General features: G+C 48.6%; 19 protein-coding genes. 3 read left to right on the plus strand and 16 right to left on the minus strand.

What is annotated here, in order from left to right:
- Window positions 1-650 precede the first annotated feature (650 nt).
- The 9 genes from EKM99_RS11550 to EKM99_RS11590 all read right to left on the minus strand — a co-directional run bounded on the left by EKM99_RS11550 (window position 651) and on the right by EKM99_RS11590 (window position 9,813).
- Window positions 651-959, minus strand: coding sequence for a HesB/YadR/YfhF family protein (locus EKM99_RS11550; RefSeq protein ID WP_125583578.1), 309 nt, complete (start codon window positions 957-959; stop codon window positions 651-653).
- Window positions 960-1,181: 222 nt separating this feature from the next.
- A complete protein-coding gene (gene greA / locus EKM99_RS11555; protein WP_125583579.1) occupies window positions 1,182-1,658 on the minus strand; it encodes a transcription elongation factor GreA in 477 nt (158 codons plus the stop codon).
- Window positions 1,659-1,759: 101 nt separating this feature from the next.
- Window positions 1,760-2,443: a uridine kinase gene (gene udk, locus EKM99_RS11560; RefSeq protein WP_164511593.1), complete on the minus strand. Its 684-nt coding sequence runs from the start codon at window positions 2,441-2,443 to the stop codon at window positions 1,760-1,762.
- A 3-nt stretch (window positions 2,444-2,446) separates the two neighbouring features.
- Window positions 2,447-3,580: an endolytic transglycosylase MltG gene (mltG, locus tag EKM99_RS11565; RefSeq protein ID WP_125583580.1), complete on the minus strand. Its 1,134-nt coding sequence runs from the start codon at window positions 3,578-3,580 to the stop codon at window positions 2,447-2,449.
- A gap of 634 nt (window positions 3,581-4,214) precedes the next feature.
- On the minus strand, window positions 4,215-6,623 hold the full coding sequence (pheT, locus tag EKM99_RS11570) for a phenylalanine--tRNA ligase subunit beta (protein ID WP_125583581.1): 2,409 nt from the start codon (window positions 6,621-6,623) through the stop codon (window positions 4,215-4,217).
- 9 nt (window positions 6,624-6,632) lie between these two features.
- Window positions 6,633-7,679: a phenylalanine--tRNA ligase subunit alpha gene (gene pheS / locus EKM99_RS11575; protein WP_125583582.1), complete on the minus strand. Its 1,047-nt coding sequence runs from the start codon at window positions 7,677-7,679 to the stop codon at window positions 6,633-6,635.
- Window positions 7,680-8,020: 341 nt separating this feature from the next.
- Entirely contained in the window at window positions 8,021-8,389 is a 369-nt protein-coding gene (locus tag EKM99_RS11580; RefSeq protein ID WP_125583583.1) for a winged helix-turn-helix transcriptional regulator, read from the minus strand.
- A gap of 32 nt (window positions 8,390-8,421) precedes the next feature.
- Window positions 8,422-8,919 carry an HD domain-containing protein gene (locus EKM99_RS11585; RefSeq protein ID WP_125583584.1) on the minus strand — a complete coding sequence of 166 codons (498 nt, stop codon included), beginning with the start codon at window positions 8,917-8,919 and terminating at the stop codon, window positions 8,422-8,424.
- A 123-nt stretch (window positions 8,920-9,042) separates the two neighbouring features.
- On the minus strand, window positions 9,043-9,813 hold the full coding sequence (locus EKM99_RS11590; RefSeq protein WP_125583585.1) for a TrmH family RNA methyltransferase: 771 nt from the start codon (window positions 9,811-9,813) through the stop codon (window positions 9,043-9,045).
- A 117-nt stretch (window positions 9,814-9,930) separates the two neighbouring features.
- Between EKM99_RS11590 and EKM99_RS11595 the strand changes: the two genes are divergently transcribed.
- Window positions 9,931-10,203, plus strand: coding sequence for an acylphosphatase (locus tag EKM99_RS11595; protein WP_125583586.1), 273 nt, complete (start codon window positions 9,931-9,933; stop codon window positions 10,201-10,203).
- Window positions 10,204-10,305: 102 nt separating this feature from the next.
- A complete protein-coding gene (yidC, locus tag EKM99_RS11600; protein WP_125583587.1) occupies window positions 10,306-11,223 on the plus strand; it encodes a membrane protein insertase YidC in 918 nt (305 codons plus the stop codon).
- A 232-nt stretch (window positions 11,224-11,455) separates the two neighbouring features.
- On the opposite strand, the gene EKM99_RS11605 is transcribed toward yidC, so the two are convergent.
- The 3 genes from EKM99_RS11605 to EKM99_RS11615 form a co-directional block, all read right to left on the minus strand.
- Window positions 11,456-11,860 (minus strand): YxeA family protein, encoded by a 405-nt coding sequence (locus tag EKM99_RS11605; protein WP_125583588.1) that lies wholly within the window; start codon window positions 11,858-11,860, stop codon window positions 11,456-11,458.
- A gap of 222 nt (window positions 11,861-12,082) precedes the next feature.
- Window positions 12,083-13,726 (minus strand): HAMP domain-containing sensor histidine kinase, encoded by a 1,644-nt coding sequence (locus EKM99_RS11610; protein WP_404819782.1) that lies wholly within the window; start codon window positions 13,724-13,726, stop codon window positions 12,083-12,085.
- A complete protein-coding gene (locus EKM99_RS11615; RefSeq protein ID WP_125583589.1) occupies window positions 13,723-14,409 on the minus strand; it encodes a response regulator transcription factor in 687 nt (228 codons plus the stop codon). Before EKM99_RS11615 ends, EKM99_RS11610 begins: the two co-directional genes overlap by 4 nt.
- Window positions 14,410-14,824: 415 nt before the next feature.
- Here EKM99_RS11615 and adhP point away from each other — a divergent pair, with 415 nt between their 5' ends.
- The gene (gene adhP, locus EKM99_RS11620; protein WP_125583590.1) at window positions 14,825-15,841 is read left to right on the plus strand and encodes an alcohol dehydrogenase AdhP; all 1,017 of its coding nucleotides are present in this window, start codon (window positions 14,825-14,827) and stop codon (window positions 15,839-15,841) included.
- A 73-nt stretch (window positions 15,842-15,914) separates the two neighbouring features.
- Here the strand turns inward: adhP and EKM99_RS11625 are convergent, their stop codons facing one another.
- The 4 genes from EKM99_RS11625 to EKM99_RS11640 form a co-directional block, all read right to left on the minus strand.
- On the minus strand, window positions 15,915-16,553 hold the full coding sequence (locus EKM99_RS11625; protein ID WP_125583591.1) for a matrixin family metalloprotease: 639 nt from the start codon (window positions 16,551-16,553) through the stop codon (window positions 15,915-15,917).
- Window positions 16,554-16,755: 202 nt separating this feature from the next.
- Window positions 16,756-17,421 (minus strand): matrixin family metalloprotease, encoded by a 666-nt coding sequence (locus EKM99_RS11630; protein ID WP_125583592.1) that lies wholly within the window; start codon window positions 17,419-17,421, stop codon window positions 16,756-16,758.
- Window positions 17,422-17,664: 243 nt separating this feature from the next.
- The gene (locus tag EKM99_RS11635; protein WP_125583593.1) at window positions 17,665-18,429 is read right to left on the minus strand and encodes an FAD:protein FMN transferase; all 765 of its coding nucleotides are present in this window, start codon (window positions 18,427-18,429) and stop codon (window positions 17,665-17,667) included.
- A gap of 1,274 nt (window positions 18,430-19,703) precedes the next feature.
- Complete coding sequence (locus EKM99_RS11640; protein ID WP_125583594.1) at window positions 19,704-20,519, minus strand: Cof-type HAD-IIB family hydrolase; 816 nt, start codon at window positions 20,517-20,519, stop codon at window positions 19,704-19,706.
- Window positions 20,520-20,603: the final 84 nt, after the last annotated feature.

The following is a 20,603-nucleotide window of genomic DNA, read 5'->3' on the forward strand; positions in this document are numbered from 1 at the left end:
CTCAAAAAAAATTGCCTAATCTCAAAGGATTAGACAATTTTATAAATGGAATTACCAACAACAGTTGACATAGAACCACAATTAAGGCACTCACGACCCTACTACTTGGGATTGTGAGTGCCTTTTTGGCAAACAAATTAACAGTTAGTCATAGTCAGTTAGTCATAGCGCGGTGAGCACGGTGATACTACCAGCCTACCGTTCGCCAAATTTAGGCGGAACACTGTGGGTAGGACGGTCAAAACCACGGAACGGTCTTTAATCTCGATTTAAACCGCCAAGTACGTGTTTCAAAGTCGCCATTTTCCAAGAAGTCCCCACCAATGAAAAATCCCACTAGATTGTGTAAGTCAATTATCAGCGGTAACCATTACCGCAACCCGCGTAACGTTTGAAATCCACACTTAGCCGGAGGAAGATGGAGATGTAGGTAGCTGTGACGACGGCGTTGGCTGAGCGATTTACTCGGCCTACACCGTGGGACGCGTTTGGGGACTGATGGTTTTTATCAGGCTTCAAACCGAGCCGGAGGACCGCTTCTCAGGCCGCAGGTGGTCCCCACAGACACCGGAATCTCCATCAGCCGCAGGCGGCAATAAGCCACCATTCAAAAAAAGCGCTCAACCCTGTCAGGTCAAGCGCAAGTGGTGTTATTTGTCTAATTCACCGTTATCATCGTAAATGTAAGTTGGACCATCAGTTGCGGCGTCGTAGTCAATCGTTAAGTCATACCCCACGAAGAACCATTGGTCGCCTTCAGTAATGTAGTACGTCACGTTGTCTTTCTTTTCAGCAACGATCGGATCACGTGGATTGTCGTCTGGCGTCATCCCCAATGAAAAGCCTTCGTGGACGGGTGTCTTGCCATAAACCTTACCAAAGAAACGTACACCGCGACCAGTCATGCCCATCTCGTCGCGAAACCATTTACTTGCTGAATCGGTAACTGTAATTTTCATAATTATAAGACTCCTTTTTGACAGACTGTGAATCCGTTTTCATAACCATTTATACCACGCCAAGCGGGTTCTTGGCAAGTATCGTTTCACTAACTGTATTATACACAATTAAATTGTGAGCTTCAATTCAACTGCTCAAAAGTAAGTAAAAAGGCGCCCTGACCGCAATCAGGATGCCTTCGGTGACGCAAATTAACTTGTCTTATCGACTGGAATTTTTTTCTATTCGACAGCTAAAATTTTAACGCTCATGCTGCCACCTGGTGTGTTAAAGGTGACTTCTTCACCATTCCGGTGACCTAAGAGGCCCTTCGCGATGGCTGAATCGTTGGAAATTTTGCCAGACATTGGGTCGGCTTCTGCAGCACCCACGATGGTGTATTCTTCAGGCTCTTCATCGGGAAGTTCCTTAAAGGTTACCTTTTTCCCTACGGTGATTTCGTCCTTGTCACTACCATCGTTATCGATGATCTGCGCGTATTGGAGCATCCGTTCAACGGTGCTGACCCGCGTTTCGAGCATACTCTGTTCGTCCTTGGCTGACTCATACTCAGAATTTTCTGAAAGGTCCCCGTAGGAACGCGCAATCTTAATCCGGTCAATAACCTTTGGTCGTTGAACCATCTTTAAATCTTCGAGTTCTGCCTCGAGCTTCTCTTTACCTTCTTCAGTCATTGGATACATCTTATCTTGTGCCACACTGGCCACCCCTTTAACATTTTTAGTGTCGTGGATATTCCACAACTTAAATTTTATTTTGACAGAAAAGGCTAGCCGTTTACCAGCTAACCTGTCCTATTCTATATGGTTGTATCTGGATTGTCAAAAACTTGGTCATTACCACTAGCTTCGAGGATTGCCCGAATCTTGGTAACCAACAGGTCGATAGCCACCTGGTTCTCGCCACCTTCAGGCACAATCAGGTCGGCGTAACGCTTGGTTGGTTCAACGAATTGATGGTAAGTTGGCTTAACAGTTGCCAAGTATTGTTGGATAACGGATTCGAGCGAGCGACCACGTTCGTTCATGTCCCGTTGAATCCGCCGAATGATGCGAATGTCATCATCGGTATCAACGAAGACCTTGATGTCCATCAAATTCCGTAAGCGTTCATCGTCAAGGATTAAAATACCTTCCAAGATGATCACGTCGCGTGGTTCTTGGTGAATCGTCTTGTCACTTCGCGTGGATAACGTGTAATCATAGACGGGTTTCTCAATTGGTTCGTAGTTTAACAACTGCTTCAGTTGAGAAATCAAGAGGTCCGTATCGAAAGCTAACGGATGGTCGTAGTTCACGGCTGCCCGCTCTTCCATCGTCATTTCGTCTTGATTGTTGTAGTACGAGTCTTGCTGCAAAATCATGATTGAGTGTCCAATCAATTGATTAAAGATTGCTCGACTAACGGTCGTTTTGCCACTACCGGAACCCCCGGTAACCCCAATGATAATCGGTCGCTTCTTGTTTGCCAACACTGTCGCCATCCTTTATTTATTATCGCTTGCTAATGAACTTGTTTTTGCTTCATGCTGTGCATACGTTTGGGAGAAGTAAACTTTCCCGGTCTTGGTATTTGCGATGAAGTAGTAGTACCCCTTCTTACGGTCAGTTGGGTGTAACACCGCGGTGATCGAAGACGTGCTAGGACTTGCAAATGGACCTGGACCGTAGCCCGTATGAATGTACAGGTTGTACGGTGACTTAACTTTCAAATCCTTATAGGTCAACGTCGACTTGGTCGTCTTCAAGGCATACTGAACGGAAATGTCAGATTGAAGCGCCATACCAGCCTTGATGCGGTTCAAGAAGACCCCGGCAATCTTGTTCCGGTCGGACTGGGTGACCCCTTCACGTTCGACCAACGAAGCCAGTGTCAGCGTTTCTTGCACCGTCAACTTTTGCTTCTTAATGGTTGCATAGCTGCCTTGCAGATTTTGGTCTGTCTTCGCAACCATTTGCGTGATTAATTGCTTTAAAGTCATCTTTTTGCCAGCTTGATACGTTGCCGGCGCTAAGTACCCTTCAAGCCGATAACGCACATTCTTGGCCTTCTTGGCGGAACCCAAGAGTTGTGGGTACTTCGCTGCAAGTTGGTTAAAGAATGTCTGACTCTTGATCAAGGTCATGAATTCCTTCTTGGTAAAGTCAGTTTGAATTGGAATCTCGGCGGCAATTTGATCTACCGTCTCCCCTTCACGAACCAATACCTTTCCAGAAGTACTCTGGATGGGCTCAGCTGAGCCGCCCTTTTGGAGCTGCGTGGCAATTTGTTTCAAGGTCATCGACGGCTTTAACTGGTAATAGCCCGCCTGAAAATTCGTAAATTTGTTCGACTTCACGTAGTAGTTAAAAACCATTCCGCTCTTAACCACTTTTTTATCCTGAAGGATCTCCCCAATCTTATTGGAGGTTGCCCCCATTGGAACATGAACTTGAACCACATTGTCATCGCTAGAATCCAAGGGTTGCAGTGACGTTTGGAAGTAATGATACCCGAAGATACCAATGATAACTGCCAGTAAAGCTAGCAGACTAACCACGCCAATGATAATTCGTCGACCAAAAGACCGTTTCTTCCCCGAATCTTGCCGAGACGGGATAGGATTTGTGCCATTATCCAACTTATTTCCTCCGTTCTATGCCATAGTCTTCTTCATTATACAGAATTTCCAGGTCAGCGGGAACAGGAAAATGAGATTTTGGAAAAATGTAATAAAGAGTGCGGAGCGAGCCGCTTAGACTCTGAGCATTAACGTAGCTAAGAGAATATCCCCGGGCCTGGGATATTTTCTTAGCTGGGTTAAGCGCAGGAGTCTGGCTCGCGGAGCACGTTTCAGAGGCCGCCAGTTTCCGGATAGAACCTTGTAGAACAAGTCAAACGACCTAACACAACCTAAATCAACCGACAAATCCCCAAGCCAAGAACTTTACCTTAACCACGTTAAGCGCAGGAGTCTGGCTCGCGGAGCACGTTTCAGAGGCCGCCAATTTCCGGATAGATCCTTGTAGAACAAATCAAACGACCTAACACAACCTAAATCATCCAACAAATCCCCAAGCCAAGAGCTTTACCTTAACCACGTTAAGCGGAGAAATCTGGCTCACAGAGCACGTTTCAGAAGCCGCCAGTTTCCGGATAGAGCCGTGCAGAACAAGCCAAACGACCTACCACAATGCTTCCCCAAACCAAAAAAACGCGTCCACCTCCAAAACAAGGCCAGACGCGTTCCAAAAAAATATCGTTCAGTCGCACAATTAACGAATTTCAACACCCAGATCATCCTGCAACCGCTTTTCAACCTTTTCAAAGGCTTGCGTTACAGCATCATCGACCAAAGTTTCGTGCTTGTCTTGGTAAGTCAAGGTGTAGGCCAATGACTTCTTGCCCTTGGGCACCTTGACCCCGTCGTAAATATCAAACAGCTTGACGGACTGCAGATGAGCCCCGCCCCGCTTTTCAATCAGTTCAACAATTTGGTCGTTGGTAACATCATTATCTACCAACATCGCAACGTCTCGCGTAATTGCTGGGTAACGGGAAATCACGTCGTACTGATTTTCCTGCTTAGGCATATCGATAATTGCTTGCAGGTTCAGCTCAAAGACGTAAGTTGCGCCAATCTTGAATTGCTTAGCAACCGTTGGGTGGACTTGACCCATGAAGCCAATCCGGTGGCCGTGAACCAGAATGTCCGCGGTCCGACCTGGGTGCATCTCAGGCATATCCGTGTTGGCCACGTAGGTCACGTCGCCATTGACTGCCATGTCTTTCAAGTAAGCCGCAACGATGCCCTTAACTTGGTAGAAATCAACGTCCTTAGCAGGTTGGTCCCAAGCTGCTGGCAACAACGTTCCCGTAATGGCACCGGCAATGTGTTCCTGCTCGCTTGGCCGTTCCGTGCCATCCTCGCGATAGAAGACCCGTCCTTGTTCATACAAGGCCACGTCCTTCACCTTCCGGGCACTGTTATAGGCAATGTCGTCCAGCAATCCGGTAATCACGTTCATGCGTAACACCGCGTGATCCACACTCATTGGCCAAGCTAACTTGGTTGTTTCGCTCGGTTGCATCAAGAACATCTTGGCTTTGTCTTCCGTCGTCAAGGCGTAGGAAATCGCTTGGTTCAAGCCTAAACCTTCCAGCGAATGCCGCGTTGCCCGCATTAATTTTTGTGCCGTGGTCAATTCACCCATGGTCATCCGGCCAGTTGGCAGCGTTGCTGGCAATTCATCGTACCCGTAGATCCGCGCGATTTCTTCGAGCAGATCGGCTGGAATATGAATGTCATTCCGGCGAACAGGAACCGTCACCGTTAACGTGTCACCGGCGGCAGTCACCGTGCAGCCCAACATCTCTAAAATGTGGGTGACCTGGGGCTGGTCCAAAGTGGTACCCAGGACAGCGTTGATATGGGTCATCGTAATGTCGATCACGGCAGGTGCTGGCACGTTGTCAGCGGCCACCACAGTCCCGGCTTGAACGGTCCCACCGGCAAGCTCATCCATCATTTGTGCAGCGGCGTCTAACGCGTCTTGTAAACCAGTCCGGTTCACGCCACGTTCGAAGCGTTGGGAAGCGTCCGTGTGCAGGTTATGCCGTTGAGCCGCCTTACGGATGTGGTCGTGTTCAAAGACAGCCGCTTCAATGGCCACCGTGGTGGTCCCGTCAGCGATTGCTGTATCCAAGCCACCCATCACACCGGCTAAGGCAATTGGCGCCTTTTCGTCGGCAATGACAATATCGTTCGGGTCTAAATCGTGTTCACCCTCATCCAAGGTTGTCAGCTTTTCGCCCTGCTTGGCGTTGCGGACGTAAACGTCTTGACCAGCAAACTTATCGTAGTCAAAGGCATGTAAGGGTTGACCATATTTCAACATGATGTAGTTGGTCACATCCACCACGTTGTTGATTGGCCGGTAACCCGCGTTCCAAAGGCGAATCTGGAGCCACATTGGACTTGGGGCCAATTTAACCTGCTTCACCAAACGCATCTTGTATTGCGGCGCCAAGGCCTCGTCCACGTGAATACTGAGTTGGTCGGCAGTAGGCTCCCCAGCTTCTTTAACGGCTGGTTGGTCAAATTTAACGGGCAAATCATAGATAGCAGACAGGTCATGCAAGGCCCCGTACAGGCTCAACATGTCCCCCCGGTTAGGCGTGACGTCCAAGTCAATCAGACTGTCGTTCATCCCCAGGTAATCGTAAACATCGTCGCCAGGCATAGCGTCAGCGGGCAAGACATAGATACCCTCGACGTAGGTCTTGGGAACAACGGCTTCAGGGAAGCCAATTTCCTGGAGTGAGCAGATCATCCCAGCAGATGGAATGCCGCGCATCTTGGACTTCTTGATCTTCACGTTGTCAGCAATACGAGAACCTGGTAACGCTACGATGACCATTTGGCCTTCCGCGATATTCGGTGCACCACAAACAATTTGCAGGGGCTCGTCTTCACCGACGTCCACCTGGCAGATGTGGAGGTGATCGGAGTCCGGGTGGGCTTCAATGCTCAGCACGTGGCCGACAACGATTTTCTTCAAGCCATCGCTAGGCTTAACCACGCTGTCGACTTCGACGGACGTCCGTTCGATTTTTTCCGCCAAGTCAGCTGGCTTAACGTTTAAGTCTAAATATTCTTTGATCCAATTGTATGAAATCTTCATGGTTGGCGGTTATCCTTTCTTCGTGAATTGGTTGAGGAAGCGCACATCATTTAAATAGAAATTCCGGATGTCATCGACGCCGTACTTCAACATCGCAAACCGGTCAGGGCCTACCCCAAAGGCAAATCCACCGTAAACATCCGCATCCACGCCGGCCATCTTCAAGACGTTCGGGTGAACCATACCGGCACCGAGCACTTCGATCCAACCAGTATTCTTGCAGACCTTGCAACCTTTACCGCCACAGTTAAAGCAGGTAATATCAGCTTCAACGGAGGGTTCCGTGAATGGGAAGTAACTTGGTCGGAGCCGCACGTCAAACTTGTCCCCGAACAATTCATGGGCCAAGACCTGCAGGGTCCCCTTCAAATCAGCCATGGTGATGTGCTTGTCAATGACCAAGCCTTCAACCTGATGGAACTGGTGCGAGTGGGTCGGGTCATCGGTATCGCGTCGGTAAACCACCCCGGGGGAGATCATTTTCAATGGTCCCTTACTAAAGTCATGCGTTTCCAAGGTGCGGGCTTGCATCGGTGAGGTCTGCGTCCGCATCAAAATTTCCTTGGTGATGTAGAATGTGTCTTGCATGTCCCGAGCTGGATGGTTCTTAGGTAGGTTCATCATTTCAAAGTTGTACTTGTCTTCTTCGACTTCCGGGCCACTCAAGACCTGGTAACCCATGCCTAAGAACAAGTCCTCAATTTGATCCACAATCTGTTGGATCACGTGGGGTTCACCCTTGGCAACCGGCGTCCCTGGTAAGGTCACGTCAATCGCTTCGTTGGTCAACTTGGCGTTCAGAACGGCGTTTTCCAATTCTTCTCGGCGTTTAGCCAGAGCAGCTGTCAAATCGTCCCGAATTTCGTTGGCAAATGCTCCAACCTTTGGCCGTTCTTCAGCGTCTAGGTCCCGCATCCCCCGTAAGACTTCGGTGATGGGCCCTTTTTTCCCTAACAACGACACGCGCACTTGGTTTACGTCCTTGAGATCGCCAGACTTTTTAATTTCTGCGAGACCGCGTTCGTGCAGTTCGTTTAGTTTATCCTTTAACGACATACGTCATCCTCCATTTTCTTTTGTGTCAACTTTCTTCGTGAGCAAACAAAAAAGCCCCGCCCCATAACTAGGGACGAAGCTTCGCGGTACCACCCTGATTCAGCCGAAAGTCGAGACTCTCAGCCACACTCAGAAATGATAACGGTCATTCACCGGAAAATCATTCATCGTGTTGCCACGAATCCCGATTACAACTCAAGAACTGAATTCACCCAGTAATTTGAAGTTTGCTTCCAGTCTAGGCAAACTCTTCCTGACAAATTGCACCGGCTACTGCTTTTCTATCATCGTTTTTAATTATTACGCTATCTTAGCCTAGCGGATTTTGTCGCGGCTGTCAACTACTTCTGGTTGATTTCCGTTGGGCAATACCACTTGTCAGACCAGGCGTGGACCGCGGTCATGATATCTTTAAACTCTTGACCCTTATCCGTTAATTCGTATTCAATTAACGCGTTGTCGGGAAACGTCCGGCGCACAATCACACCATTGAGTTCAAGTTCTTTCAGTCGCTCAACCAAGACACGATCACTACAACGGGGAATGCTGCGGGCTAAGTCCCGGAAGCGTTGTGGTCCCTCTTGGAGCAACACGTCAATGATTAAGCCATTCCACTTCTTACCCAAAAAAGAGAAGGTCTGCTCAAACCGGGGACATAACTCAAAGTCTACCGTAGATTTGGCTTGGGCCTTCGGTGACATCATCTGCATACTTATCCTGCCTCCATCCATGTTCACTGGAACTAGGCGTTAGGCGTTACCTTGTTCACTAAGGCTTCAACGCGCTTACGAGCAGGTCCACTAAACTCATGAACGGCTTCGTAATCATCGACCAGGGAAACAATGGCACTCTCCCGGTATCTTGGCATAGCGAGCGTTGCGCCCCACATATGCTTGAGGATGATATCCTTTTCCATCGGGCTGAGGTCCGTCAACTTTTCGGCGTTCCGGAGAGCAACTCGTGGATGAATAAACGCGTGTGAGCCCAAGTTGAACTTCGTCGTGCGCCAATCATAATAAAATAAATCATGTAACAAACCACCCCGTGCGGTGGCCCGGGTATTCAAACCAAGTTTCTTTGCAATCAAATAACTGTTATACGACACTGAAATGCAGTGGGACAAGCGGTCAGAGTGATGATGCTGTGTGTAATTCGCCAGGCGTTGAACCGGCTCCTTTGCCAACAGATCAGAAACTAAAGCAAGGTACTCGGGGTCATCACGCCAAGTCAGTTTGGTCATAGAATGCTTCCTTTTCGTTTTAAATTATGATTTTCAGTCTTCTTAACCCTATATCATACTTGGTTTTGGCCAAATTGCAACCAACTTGCTTACTTTTCGCCTGTGTTAACCGATTCTTTACTTTTACTGAACTAACCGGAACATCACAACTCCAGCCGCAACAGCCACATTGAGGGACTCCGCCTGCCCCTTGATCGGAATGTAGAGGTTACGTGTTGTCAGTTGCTGAAGGTCTGGCGCCATGCCGTTTCCTTCATTGCCCATTACGATTGCCCCCGCCGTTAATTGGGGGACGTCACGGTAACTTTTGGCATCGCGATCCAGATTGGTCCCGTAGACGGGTAAATGCCGCCCGGTAAAGGTGCTGATCCAATCGTGGAGGTCGGCCTCTATCAGTTGGATATGAAATTGGCTGCCCTGCATCGACCGCAAGACCTTGGGAAGAAACCGACTAGCGGTCCCCTTACCAAAGACTACGCCAGTCAGGCCAGCAGCATCCGCCGTTCGCACCATCGTTCCAATATTACCGGGATCCTGAACGTAATCCAAAAATAGCCAAACCCCTTCAGCCGTTGAGGGATCACCCGCCGTATCCTTAGGAAGCGGAACCGTTGCAAAAATACCTTGCGGCGTACCAGTATCGCCAATTGTCTGGGCAATACTGTCCGTCAGTTCATACGTCGCGACATCGCTGGGGAGCTCAGCGGCATGCTCGGCTAATTGGTCGGCCGTCCCCATGATAGCCGTCAACGGATGCTGCGCCTTAATGGCCTCCTGTACTAAATGCCAACTTTCTAATAGGTAAGATTGGGTTGCCTTACGCCCTTTTTTCGTATTCAAAGCCCGCCATTGCTTGACGCGCTTGTTCTGTCCCGAGGTAATTTTTTCGGTCACGTTACTGTCTCCCATCTTAATTCTTTTCCTAATTCTACCATACCCCTGGGCAGGACTGGCGACTCGCGGTATGATTAATTGAAAGTTGGCCACAGAAATCGTAAAAGGAGGAATTCCATGATCACGCAACATATTTTAGTTAGCGGTCAGGTTCAAGGCGTGGGTTTTCGCTGGTCCGCCAGCAAACTTGCTAAACAACTGGGCGTCACGGGGACTGTTCAAAATCTTGAGACGGGTCAAGTGGCCATTGTTGCTAGCGGTGAAGACGCGGTTCTTAAGGACTTTGTCGACCAATTGCGCAATGGCCTTTCCCCCTGGATTCAGGTTACTGACATCACGATTAAAAATCTCCCAGGGCAAGAATTCCAAGAGTTTCGGATTATTATTTGAAAAAAGCCTGTAAATCAAGTAAGATGTTTGATGTTAACGGCATTTTGCCGCTGGGGGCGTCCACGCTCTACACGTAAATCTAAAAGGGGTTCAAAAACTAAAATGAAAATCTCCAAGAAAGTATCTGTTACCACCGCACTAGCTGCGTTGGCGCTGGTTCTTAGCGGGTGTGTGCAGACAAAGAACGGGAAACCATACGGTCTCGTTTACGATTACCTGGCTGTGCCGGGACAACACGTGATGGACTGGCTTGCCAACTTCTTCGGCGGTAGCTACGGCTGGGCCATTATTATCTTAACGGTGATTGTCCGAATGGTTCTGCTACCAATCATGGTCCGTCAAATGCGGAGCGCCACGGTTCAACAAGAAAAGATTTCCATGATTCGGCCACAAATGACGGCTTTGCAAAAGCAACAAAAAGCCGCCAAGACGCCGGATGAACAACAGGCTGCTAGTCAGGCCATGATGGCCCTCTACAAGAACAACGGCATTAGCATGACTGGTGGGATCGGTTGTTTACCGTTACTGATCCAAATGCCAATCTTCGCTGCCCTCTATGCAGCCATTCGTTACTCACCTGAATTGTCCAAGGCCGTCTTCATGAACATCCCCTTGGGGAAAGCCAGTTGGATTCTAGCACTACTCTCCTTCCTGTCTTACCTCTTACAAGGTTACCTCTCCTTACTGGGGATGCCTGAAGAACAAAAGAAGCAAATGCGGTTCACGCTGTTCCTCTCACCCGTGATGATCTTATTCTTCACGATGAGTTCTCCAGCTGGATTAGGTCTTTACTTCTTCGTCGGTGGATTGTTCGCCTGCCTGCAAACGTTGATCATCAACTTCTACCGTCCACGGATTCGTAAAGAAATCCAGGAAAAAATGAAGGACCAACCGGCACCAGTCGTTGCGCCCGTGGTTACTAAACCGGTAACTTCCGCTGCCAAAGAAGCCGTGACCAAGCAAGCAACCCAGAAGAACCGGAATCGGAACGCTGGGAAGCAGCAACACCATCAAAAATAAGGCTTAACGTCCAAACACCCACCGAGCAACCTTGCCCGGTGGGTGTTTTTTTGATCAAATTAGTTGCAACCAACAATTTGCCACGCATCAGCAATCATACCATCTCACTTCTGACATTTGCGACCCATCGACGTAACTCACTGATTGTTTCTCAGAACAGACTTAACGCATGAAATGACGACTTGTGACTGGCAAAAAGCCCGCCTTCAGCACTTATTCAGGTTTTACGCTACTAAGACATCAGCAAATTCTGGCGAACGCCACTGGGCACGTCAGCGCGAGCAACTTTGCCCCAAGACTCAACGTTTTGGCCCTTCGTACTGATCTTGAGGTACTTGTTAGGCTTCAATTTCCACTGCGCATCAAAGGTCAATGTTCGTGCCTGCCCTTGCGCGTTGTACGTTAACAATTGATAAACGTATTCGTCCTCACCGCCGCCACCGATGTAGTGACGAACCGGCTTGGCGTTTGTTGAAGCATAAACAGTTTCGGTCTTCACGAGCGGGTTAACATTATCTGCGGCCATGGCGATTTCCGAGTGCTTATTCTTAGTCAACCCGGGCAAGATTGCTGCTCCAATCCCCAGCACCAGAATGATTCCCCCGATAAAAACGCTAAACTTGGCAATAAATTTCATTTTAACAGCTCCCCTTCATTGGTTAATTACTCATGTAACTAACTAGTTATCACAGCATACCCGATAAGCAGACGCGTTGTCAATATATTTTTGAAATGGCGCGTCACTTCAGCGGAAACAAAACCGATAATTGCAGCTAACAAAAAGGGACCAAATCAGCATTTATGCCAACTTGGTCCCTTGCTTATATTTGCCCAATAAGTGATCCCATAACGGCTGAACTTAACCCTTAGGCGTCTGCTCATCATCGGATTGGGACGCTGGTTGCGGGGTATCAGCCAACAATTCCGATTGAATCCCCGGAATATCGTTCGCTGCTTGCGCCTGTTCCTTCTTGTCCGTCAGAATTTGGGCATCCTCATCGGAAAGGATCGGCAGCGTAATCCGGAAAACCGATCCCTGACCCAAAGCACTCTCAATGGTAATTTTGCCATGGTAGGCTTCAATCAGCCGTTTGGCAATGGCCAGACCTAGCCCATTGCCACCCTTGGTCCGGGAACGGGCCTTATCTACCCGATAGAAGCGGTTAAAGACCCGGTCACGGTTCTCCTGTGAGATTCCCTCACCGAAGTCTTGAATGGCCACCTCGAGGCTCCTAGCGTCACTCTCGTAACTCATGTGGACCTCTTTGCGCGTTTGTGAGTACTTCACGGCATTGTCCATCAAAATAATCAGGATCTGTTCCAAATGATTACGGTAAATCTGTGCCTGTACTGGCCGGTGCACATCATCATCCAGAATAAAGACGTAATCCGGATGAATCATCTTAAAGTTGTCAAAGACTTGTTCCACAACTTCACTGACATCCGACACTTCATTGGGGTAATTGACCTCAATCTGTTCGGCACGTTGGAGGTCCAGCATTTCTTGCACCAAACTCTTCATCCGCTTGGTTTCCTGTAGGGAGGCCTTAATCGATTCATTCAAGACTTCGGGATCATCCTTGCCCCAGCGATCCAGCATCTCCATGTGGCCTTGAATAATGGCCACTGGCGTCCGCAGTTCATGGGAGACATCCTCCACGAATTGCTGCTGCTGATCCATGTATCGCTGCGTGGTATCCAGCATGTCGTTGAACAGTTTGCCGAGATCACTCAGCTCATCCTGGTGATGAAGTTCCGGCACTCGGCGATCCGTCTGGGGGTCTTCACGCATCGCGTGGATGGTTTCCCGAATGTCCTCGACAGGTCGTAGCAGAAAAGTTGCCAGGCTGTAACTAAGAACGGCTGCAGCTAACACTGCCATCATCCCTAAAACGACCTCAACCTGCAAGAGTTTCACCTGAGTTGCCCGGTAGTCCCGCAGATTATCCGTGACCTGAACGTAGCCCAACAGCTGATTGCCCTGTTTGGCGCGAATCGGCGTGGACCCCACTAGGTTCTTGCGCCCGTTAATCGTCCGGGTCGCGATCCGTTGCTTGCTGGCCTTCTCAAAGCTCACCGTACTCTCGCGGGTTGCGAACAATGGCTGGCCGTTCTGATCGTAAACGGTGACCGTCTGACTGTCCCGTGCAAGGCTGGTAATCACCGCATTGTTATAGGGGCCAGAGGGCTTCTTGGCATCTGACAACACCGAACGTGGTCGCAAGAGCTGATTCACCTGAGCGCCCGTTAACGGTTGCTTCTGATTGTTCAGCTTCTCCACCACCACGTTCATGGCATCCGAGACGTGGGTCTTCTCTTGGCGCATCAGCACCGTCATGAAACTGTTGAAAATCAAGAAGACGATGACCGCAAAGATGACCAACACCCCGAAGGCTGTCGACAGGGCCCATTCCCACTTCAAAGAAAACCGAAACCCCGGTCGTTTTTTCTTCGGCGGTTCGGTCACTGTTTCAGTTGGTTCTTCTATATCTGGCGATTTCACGAACGCATCACGTACCCTGTCCCCCGAACCGTTTGAATGTAACTCTTTTGGCCGGCGACATCAATTTTATTTCGTAAGTAACGGACATAAACGTCAACCACATTGGTTTCGACTTCGGATTCATAGCCCCAAACCTTGGTTAAGAGTACATCCCGTGCCAGGACAACGTTGATGTTTTCCATCAAGGCTAGCAGTAACTCATATTCCCGCTTGGTCAGGTTGATCACTTCGTCGCCCCGACGAACAATCCGGTTTTCCTTCTCAATCGTCAAATCTTTAAATTTAACGGTTGTCTGCTTGGTATTCTTCTGTTCGCCTTCCAGGTGAATCCGGCGTAGCAGCGCCCGAACCCGTGCCAATAATTCCTCAATCGCAAATGGCTTAACAATGTAGTCATCGGCGCCGTGATCCAACCCAGAAACTCGATCAATCACGGAATCACGGGCGGTCATCATAATGATGGGGGTGCTCTTCACTTCTCGTACCCGTCGCGCAACCTCAATCCCGTTTAATTCTGGCAACATCAAATCTAACAAAATAACGTCAAAGTCCTGGGACAAAGCAGCTTCCAAACCCGTTCGACCATTGAATTGCACGCTGGTTTCGTAACCTTCATGCTTTAACTCCAGTTCAACAAAGCGGGCAAGGTTTTTTTCATCTTCAATAATTAAAATTCGACTCATTACGTTTTAACTCCTCTGGCTATTCACGGCAACCGCGCCAAGATTAATACCACACCGGTAGCGGTCGTCCGATATTCATTTCAACATTTAATTTTATCATATTTTCTCATAATTGTATGCAAAAGCACCACGCTTCTCACATTTACTTAAGATTTAAACAGCTAAGTCGGGCAAAAGTCCTTCACTTGCAAAGAACAACCGGTTGCATTCGATAGTTAAGTTTGCTATTGAAAACGGTTAAGTTGTTTGCTTCACATTGTTCAACACTGTATTCTTCTAGTGAAACGTTGATTTACAGTCAATGATTGTGGGCCTTGATTAAATCTTAAGAACTTTTGTGTAAAATTTCACTTGCAACTCAGCACTTTTGCAGTATACTAGCACTTGTAGATAAAAAGAAAGAGGAGTTGTTTTCATGAAAGCAGCAGTTATTCGCGATTCAGTAGACGGTTACGTTGATATTAAAGATGTTACACTTCGTCCCATCACCCATGGGGAAGCCTTAGTTAAGATGGAATATTGTGGTCTCTGTCACACCGACTTACACGTGGCTGCCGGTGACTTCGGTAAGAAGCCCGGCCGGATCATTGGCCATGAAGGTGTTGGTAAAGTGATTCAAGTTGCCGACGACGTTGATAACTTGAAGATTGGCGACCGCGTCTCAATCGCTTGGTTCTTCAAGGGCTGTGGCCACTGTGAATACTGCCTGTCCGGTCGTGAAACCCTTTGCCGGAACGTTCAAAACTCTGGTTTCACCGTTGATGGTGCCATGGCTGAAGAATGTATCGTTGATGCCAACTACGCCGTTAAAGTCCCAGAAGGCTTGGACCCAATCGAAGCAACTTCTCTGACTTGTGCTGGTGTTACCATGTACAAAGCCTTGAAGGTCGGCGAAACTAAGCCTGGCCAATGGGTTGAAGTTGTCGGTGCTGGTGGTTTAGGTAACTTGGCAATCCAATATGCGCACAACGTCTTTGGTGCCCACGTTATCGCCGTTGATGGTAACCCTGACAAGTTGGCTGCTGCTAAGAAAGACGGCGCTGAAATTCTCATCAACCGTCATGATGGTGACGTTGCTGAACAGATTCAGGCCAAGGTTGGTGGTGTTGATAACGCCCAAGTAACTGCTGTTACCAAGGATGCCTTCACCCAATCCGTTAATGCCTTGAAGCCAGATGGCAAATTGGTTGCCGTTGCCCTTCCTCAAGGGGACATGGAATTGAACATCGCTAAGACTGTCTTGGATGGTATTTCCGTTCGTGGTTCTTTAGTTGGAACTCGTCAAGACTTAGCTGAAACCTTCCAGTTCGGTGCAGAAGGTAAGGTTCACCCTATCGTTAAGACCCGTCGTTTGGACGAAGTTAACGATATCATCGACGAAATGAAGAACAACTCAATCGTCGGCCGGATGGTCGTTGATTTCACAAAATAAAGGTTAAATCTAACGTATTACAAAGTGCCGTGATGTCGATCACGGCACTTTTTGTATCTCACAAGTTATTAGGTTATCCATACAGCAAGCGTAGTGCGCGCAAATCCGCCGCCGACAGCGTCTCTTGCAACTGATCTACCGGATACATTACCGACCGTTGACTCTCACTGTGGGCCAGCCCCAATGCGTGACCAATTTCGTGAATGGCCACGGATAAGCGAATCTGTAATTCGGGATGAGCCAAGTTTAACCCACTTCTGGCAAGGTTCACAGTCTGTGCTTGCCAGCCTCCACGATGTCGAATGGTTGGCCCACCCTCACCAAGCTCCGTAAAGTCTTGGCGTCCAGGGGTTGTTTCCCGGTCGTAGGTAAAGAAGGTCAACCCATTTTGTTGCTGCTGTGGTGTTCCTGGAATCAGTTTGACAAGTCCAGTTTGGTTAAACACAGCGACTGCTTCCGCAAATAGTGGTCGAATATTTTCTGGAACGTCGGATTCAAAATGATAATAGTAAGTGGATGACAATGGGTGAGCAGCTACCACCATAGTTAACGGTGTCTGCGCGTAGGTTGAACTAGGCAATGGTCCTTCCAATTGATTGACGAACCGATCAAGTCGACTGACAGCCGGTACCTCTTTTGCCAACGCTCCCAGCCACAAAAAGCACACCAAACTAACGGACATCATCAGCCACACCAAACGCTGCTTAAGCATTGCTTTCTTCCTCTCCTGACACTCATGCCTGCTAGTCTAGTCAGATTCTGAGCGAAAAACGAGAAAAGTGCTGTCCGCGACGCAAAAATTGAACAGATGTCTTTATAAATTAGTAAATTACGAAAAAAAGACGTATGGTTCAGCCTTGGGGGACTGAATCATAACGTCTTTGCGCTGAGAACATGCTCAGCAGTGTTTTCATTTAATCTGTTTGGTACATGGATCGTAACGCCTTGAGGTCGCCTGCTGAAAGTTGTGTCTTCCCCTGATCAAGGGGATACATCACTGAACGGCGACTCTGACTGTGATCAAGCCCAATAGCATGACCGATTTCGTGCAAGGCCACCGACAATTTGATACTTTCAGGATACTTACGATTGAGCCCGGCCCGGGCATGGTTAGCAATATAGCCTTGAATCCCAGTGACTTCAATAATCTCTGGTCCGCCCTTACCTAGCTCTAAGTAATCTGCCTGTTGTTCCGGCATCCGTTTACTATATGAGAAGAAGGTAATGGCATTTTGATGCTCGTCAGCGTCCCCGGCCACTAAGTCCACAATGCCCGTTTCATTATACACAGCAATTGCTTGCTCGAACGTCGCGGCCATTTTATCCGGAATTTCGTGATCGAACCGGTAGTAATACGTTCTTTTCAACGTGTGGGGCTTAACGATTGGTTCAATTGGTGTCGCATCTGCTGCTTCCTGACTACCCACTAAAGGGAACTGAAGATTAAAGTGCTTGGCTGCCTGAGCAACCGTTGTCTGTGACGTCGCAATAATTTGAGGGAGGATTTTCTGCACACCTGGGAGAAAAAACAAGCCCCCCAGAATGAGGATTGTCAGCAGAAGACCCCAACGTTTCCGCATATTCTCGCTCCTATACAAACTGACTGTTGCTAGTGTACAGGTAAATTTCACAAGGCACCACTCTCGTGCACCCAAATTTTGACAATCCAAGACTTTCTTAATAAGTTGTCGCCAGTTGATGAGTTTTCTAATCTACTTTTCATCAGTTAAACCTTGATATTAGATAATTTATAATAGGCTCCATTAAAATTTTCTCATTTTATACCAAAAAAGGGGCATCCAGTTAGACGCCTCCACTACTTGCTAAATTTCAACTAAATTATCGCCACTGGTGACCAACAGACCCTTCACAGGGAGCCGCTGAGCCCGCACAAAATCCTCAAAGTGGTCCTGCCCCATCGCAATCGCTGTCGTAGCCAGCATGTCTGCAGTCGTCAAATCTGCGGTCAACACCGTCGCCTGTTGCAAAGATCGGTGTGCTTCTTGACATGCAATGGGCACGCTCACACGACTTCCTTTGGCCATTGAAGTTGCCATGGCACCATTACGAATGCCATACTGGTGAATCACATGATTGAGATTTGTCGGCGCCTCAACACCCACTTGCCACACGAAATCACAGTGATGTACCACGCCCAGTTGCACATCACCACCGCCATTAATTGCTGCAGCGATGATGGCACCTTTATCCATGAGTGGTTTGAGAAATGTCATGAAAGCCTGGTGAATCGCCCATCCCTTGACAAATCCAGTCGGATCAAAGCTACCATCAAAGAACGGATCAAACGCGTTGTCAGTTTCTTGTTGGGCAGTAACTGCCAATTGGTAGACTTCCCGAAATTCCGGACTAAAGTCGGTCGCCACTAATTCTCCCCGCCGAAACTGACTGACCCATGAATCCGGCCGCTCTTTAGAGAAACCACTGGCAATGTGGACAAAGTAACGTGTTAAATTTTGAACCAAATTGGTCGCGACGGTGGCTGGCAAGTGGCCAAACCGACTGGTAATGAGCCGGACATCAATTGGCGTTTCCAAGGCAATAATTTGAAATTTCAGCATGTTTTGCATCAGCGACTCCCCCTGTTCGCATATAGCTCGGTAACTGGCACCCGTGAGTCCGAGGCCACAGCGTCATGCCCGTGTAACTCGCCAACCAACGAAATACCGTCTACCGCTAACCCCAAAGCGATAACTACCATCAGTGCTACTCGTAAAATCCGTCTCATGCCCATCGCCTCACTCTTCACTTGCAGTATAGGCCGTTGGTTCCCTGCCAAGTACTTTGTAGAATTAGTAGGTAAAGTGAAACACCTAAAGACAGGTTCACTTAACTAGTATTTGTCGATACTAAATTAGTGAAAATTTGCCACCTGCGGCTGCCAGAGATTCCGGCTGCTATGAGGACCGCCTGCGGTCTGAGGGACGGTCCTCCGGCTCGATTTGAAGCCTGTCCAGAACCGACAGTCTCCAAATGCGTCCCACGCTGTAAGCTGGTTCCCAGCTAACACCGTCGACACAGCTACCTCCACCTCTGGCCTCCTCCGGTTAAGAATGAGTTTTACCAGTCATGTTGGTGGAATTCGTCGTTGTACCAATTTTCAGCGACTAGTTGCTGCTCTAATGAGTCGCTCCACGCTAAGCTTGCTAAACGGTAAGGTGGTTGTTTAAGCAACATTGTCGGCTACGATGTGAGTTCCACTGCTCTGTAGCAACTCCCCCTTTTGAACACAAAAAGTACCCATCCGCCTTGGATTGGTACCGATAATTTTTAATTTTCGAAAAACAATTTGAAGCTGCTAATTAAGCGCAAATCTTTGCGTACAAGGATAGAACGCTAAACTATAAGCAACGTTGTCTATACATGTTGGCTTACCCGTCGCAAAATTTAGGCTGGAATGCTGTGATCAGGTTTAAGGGTGTGACAGATCACGGTTACCACCGTTAAACAGAATCTACCACCTGATGCACGTTTCGACAATGTAGAATCGGAATTAGACCAGGTAGAAAATCCCGCTGCTATATAGACGGTGACCAATTATTCCGGACAAAAGTTGCCAGTCAAGCGATGGTCACATCAATATCATATGACAGTACCAATCCTAACCGGAGAATGACAGAGATGGAGGCAGCTGTGTCGACGGTGTAAGCTGAGATTTCTCAGCTTACACCGTGGGACGCGCTTGGAGACTGGCGAATTTTGACAGGCTTCAAACCGAACCGGAGGACCGTTCCTCAGGCCGCAGGCGGTCCCACAGCAGCCGGAATCTCTGGCAGCCGCAGGTGGTAAATTCCACCAATATTGTTAGTTGACCCTTCTCCTGAGTATCTTTGCGCTGACGACTTTAGTCTGTGAGCAGTTCCCGCTGAATCGTGCGGAGGACGCCATCCGCTTCATTCGTCCAAGCCGTCACCTGGTTGGCCATCGCTTGAATTTCCGGTGTTGCGTTGCGCATGGCAAAGCTCTGCCCGGCGAATTGCAGAAGTGGCACATCATTTGCCCCATCCCCGAAGGCCATGACTTCAGCCGTTGTTACCCCCTGACGTGCCATGAGCCACTGCACAGCCGGCAGCTTGCCCACGTTAGCCGCCACAATATCAATCACGCCATAGCCGCTGTCATGGGCGTGTAAGCGACCTTCAAAGTAGGTGTTCAAGCGTGTCACCAATTCTTGGGCCTGATCGGGTTGGGTGGTCACACTAATTTTCTTAATCTGATCAGCCACAGTGGCCAGACTGGTCACTTGCTGGAGATTGTCGTAATAGGCCTCCGCTGCATCAATCAGCTGTTGCGGTGCCCCCAGCTCCGTATAAGACGCCATCTTCCCGGTCAAAATGATGTAGGTGTCCTGCAGGAAATCTTGATGACGGTCAACCGCCACAAACTGGGTCACGTCAGCGGCACTCAGACTGCCATCAAAGATTTGTTGATCAGCCTGATAAATAGACGCCCCATTTTCCGCAACCATCACTAAGTTAGGTGCAAGCGTTGTTGCAAATAAGTCCCGGAGATGCGCGTACTCGTTGCCAGACGCCAACACCAAGGATATTTGTCGCGTCTCGAGCTGGGCCAAAACAGCGCGGAACAGGTCACGATTATACCTTTGATCATTGTGCAGTAAGGTCCCATTCAGATCCGTCGCAATTATTTTAATCGTCAAAAATTTCACTCCTCCAGTTTTGTCTTCGTGAAGTCATTATACGCGAATCGGTTCGTAAAACACAAAAAAACTCCCAGAAGCCGC

The organism is Levilactobacillus cerevisiae, assembly GCF_003946245.1.
Lineage (GTDB): Bacteria > Bacillota > Bacilli > Lactobacillales > Lactobacillaceae > Levilactobacillus > Levilactobacillus cerevisiae.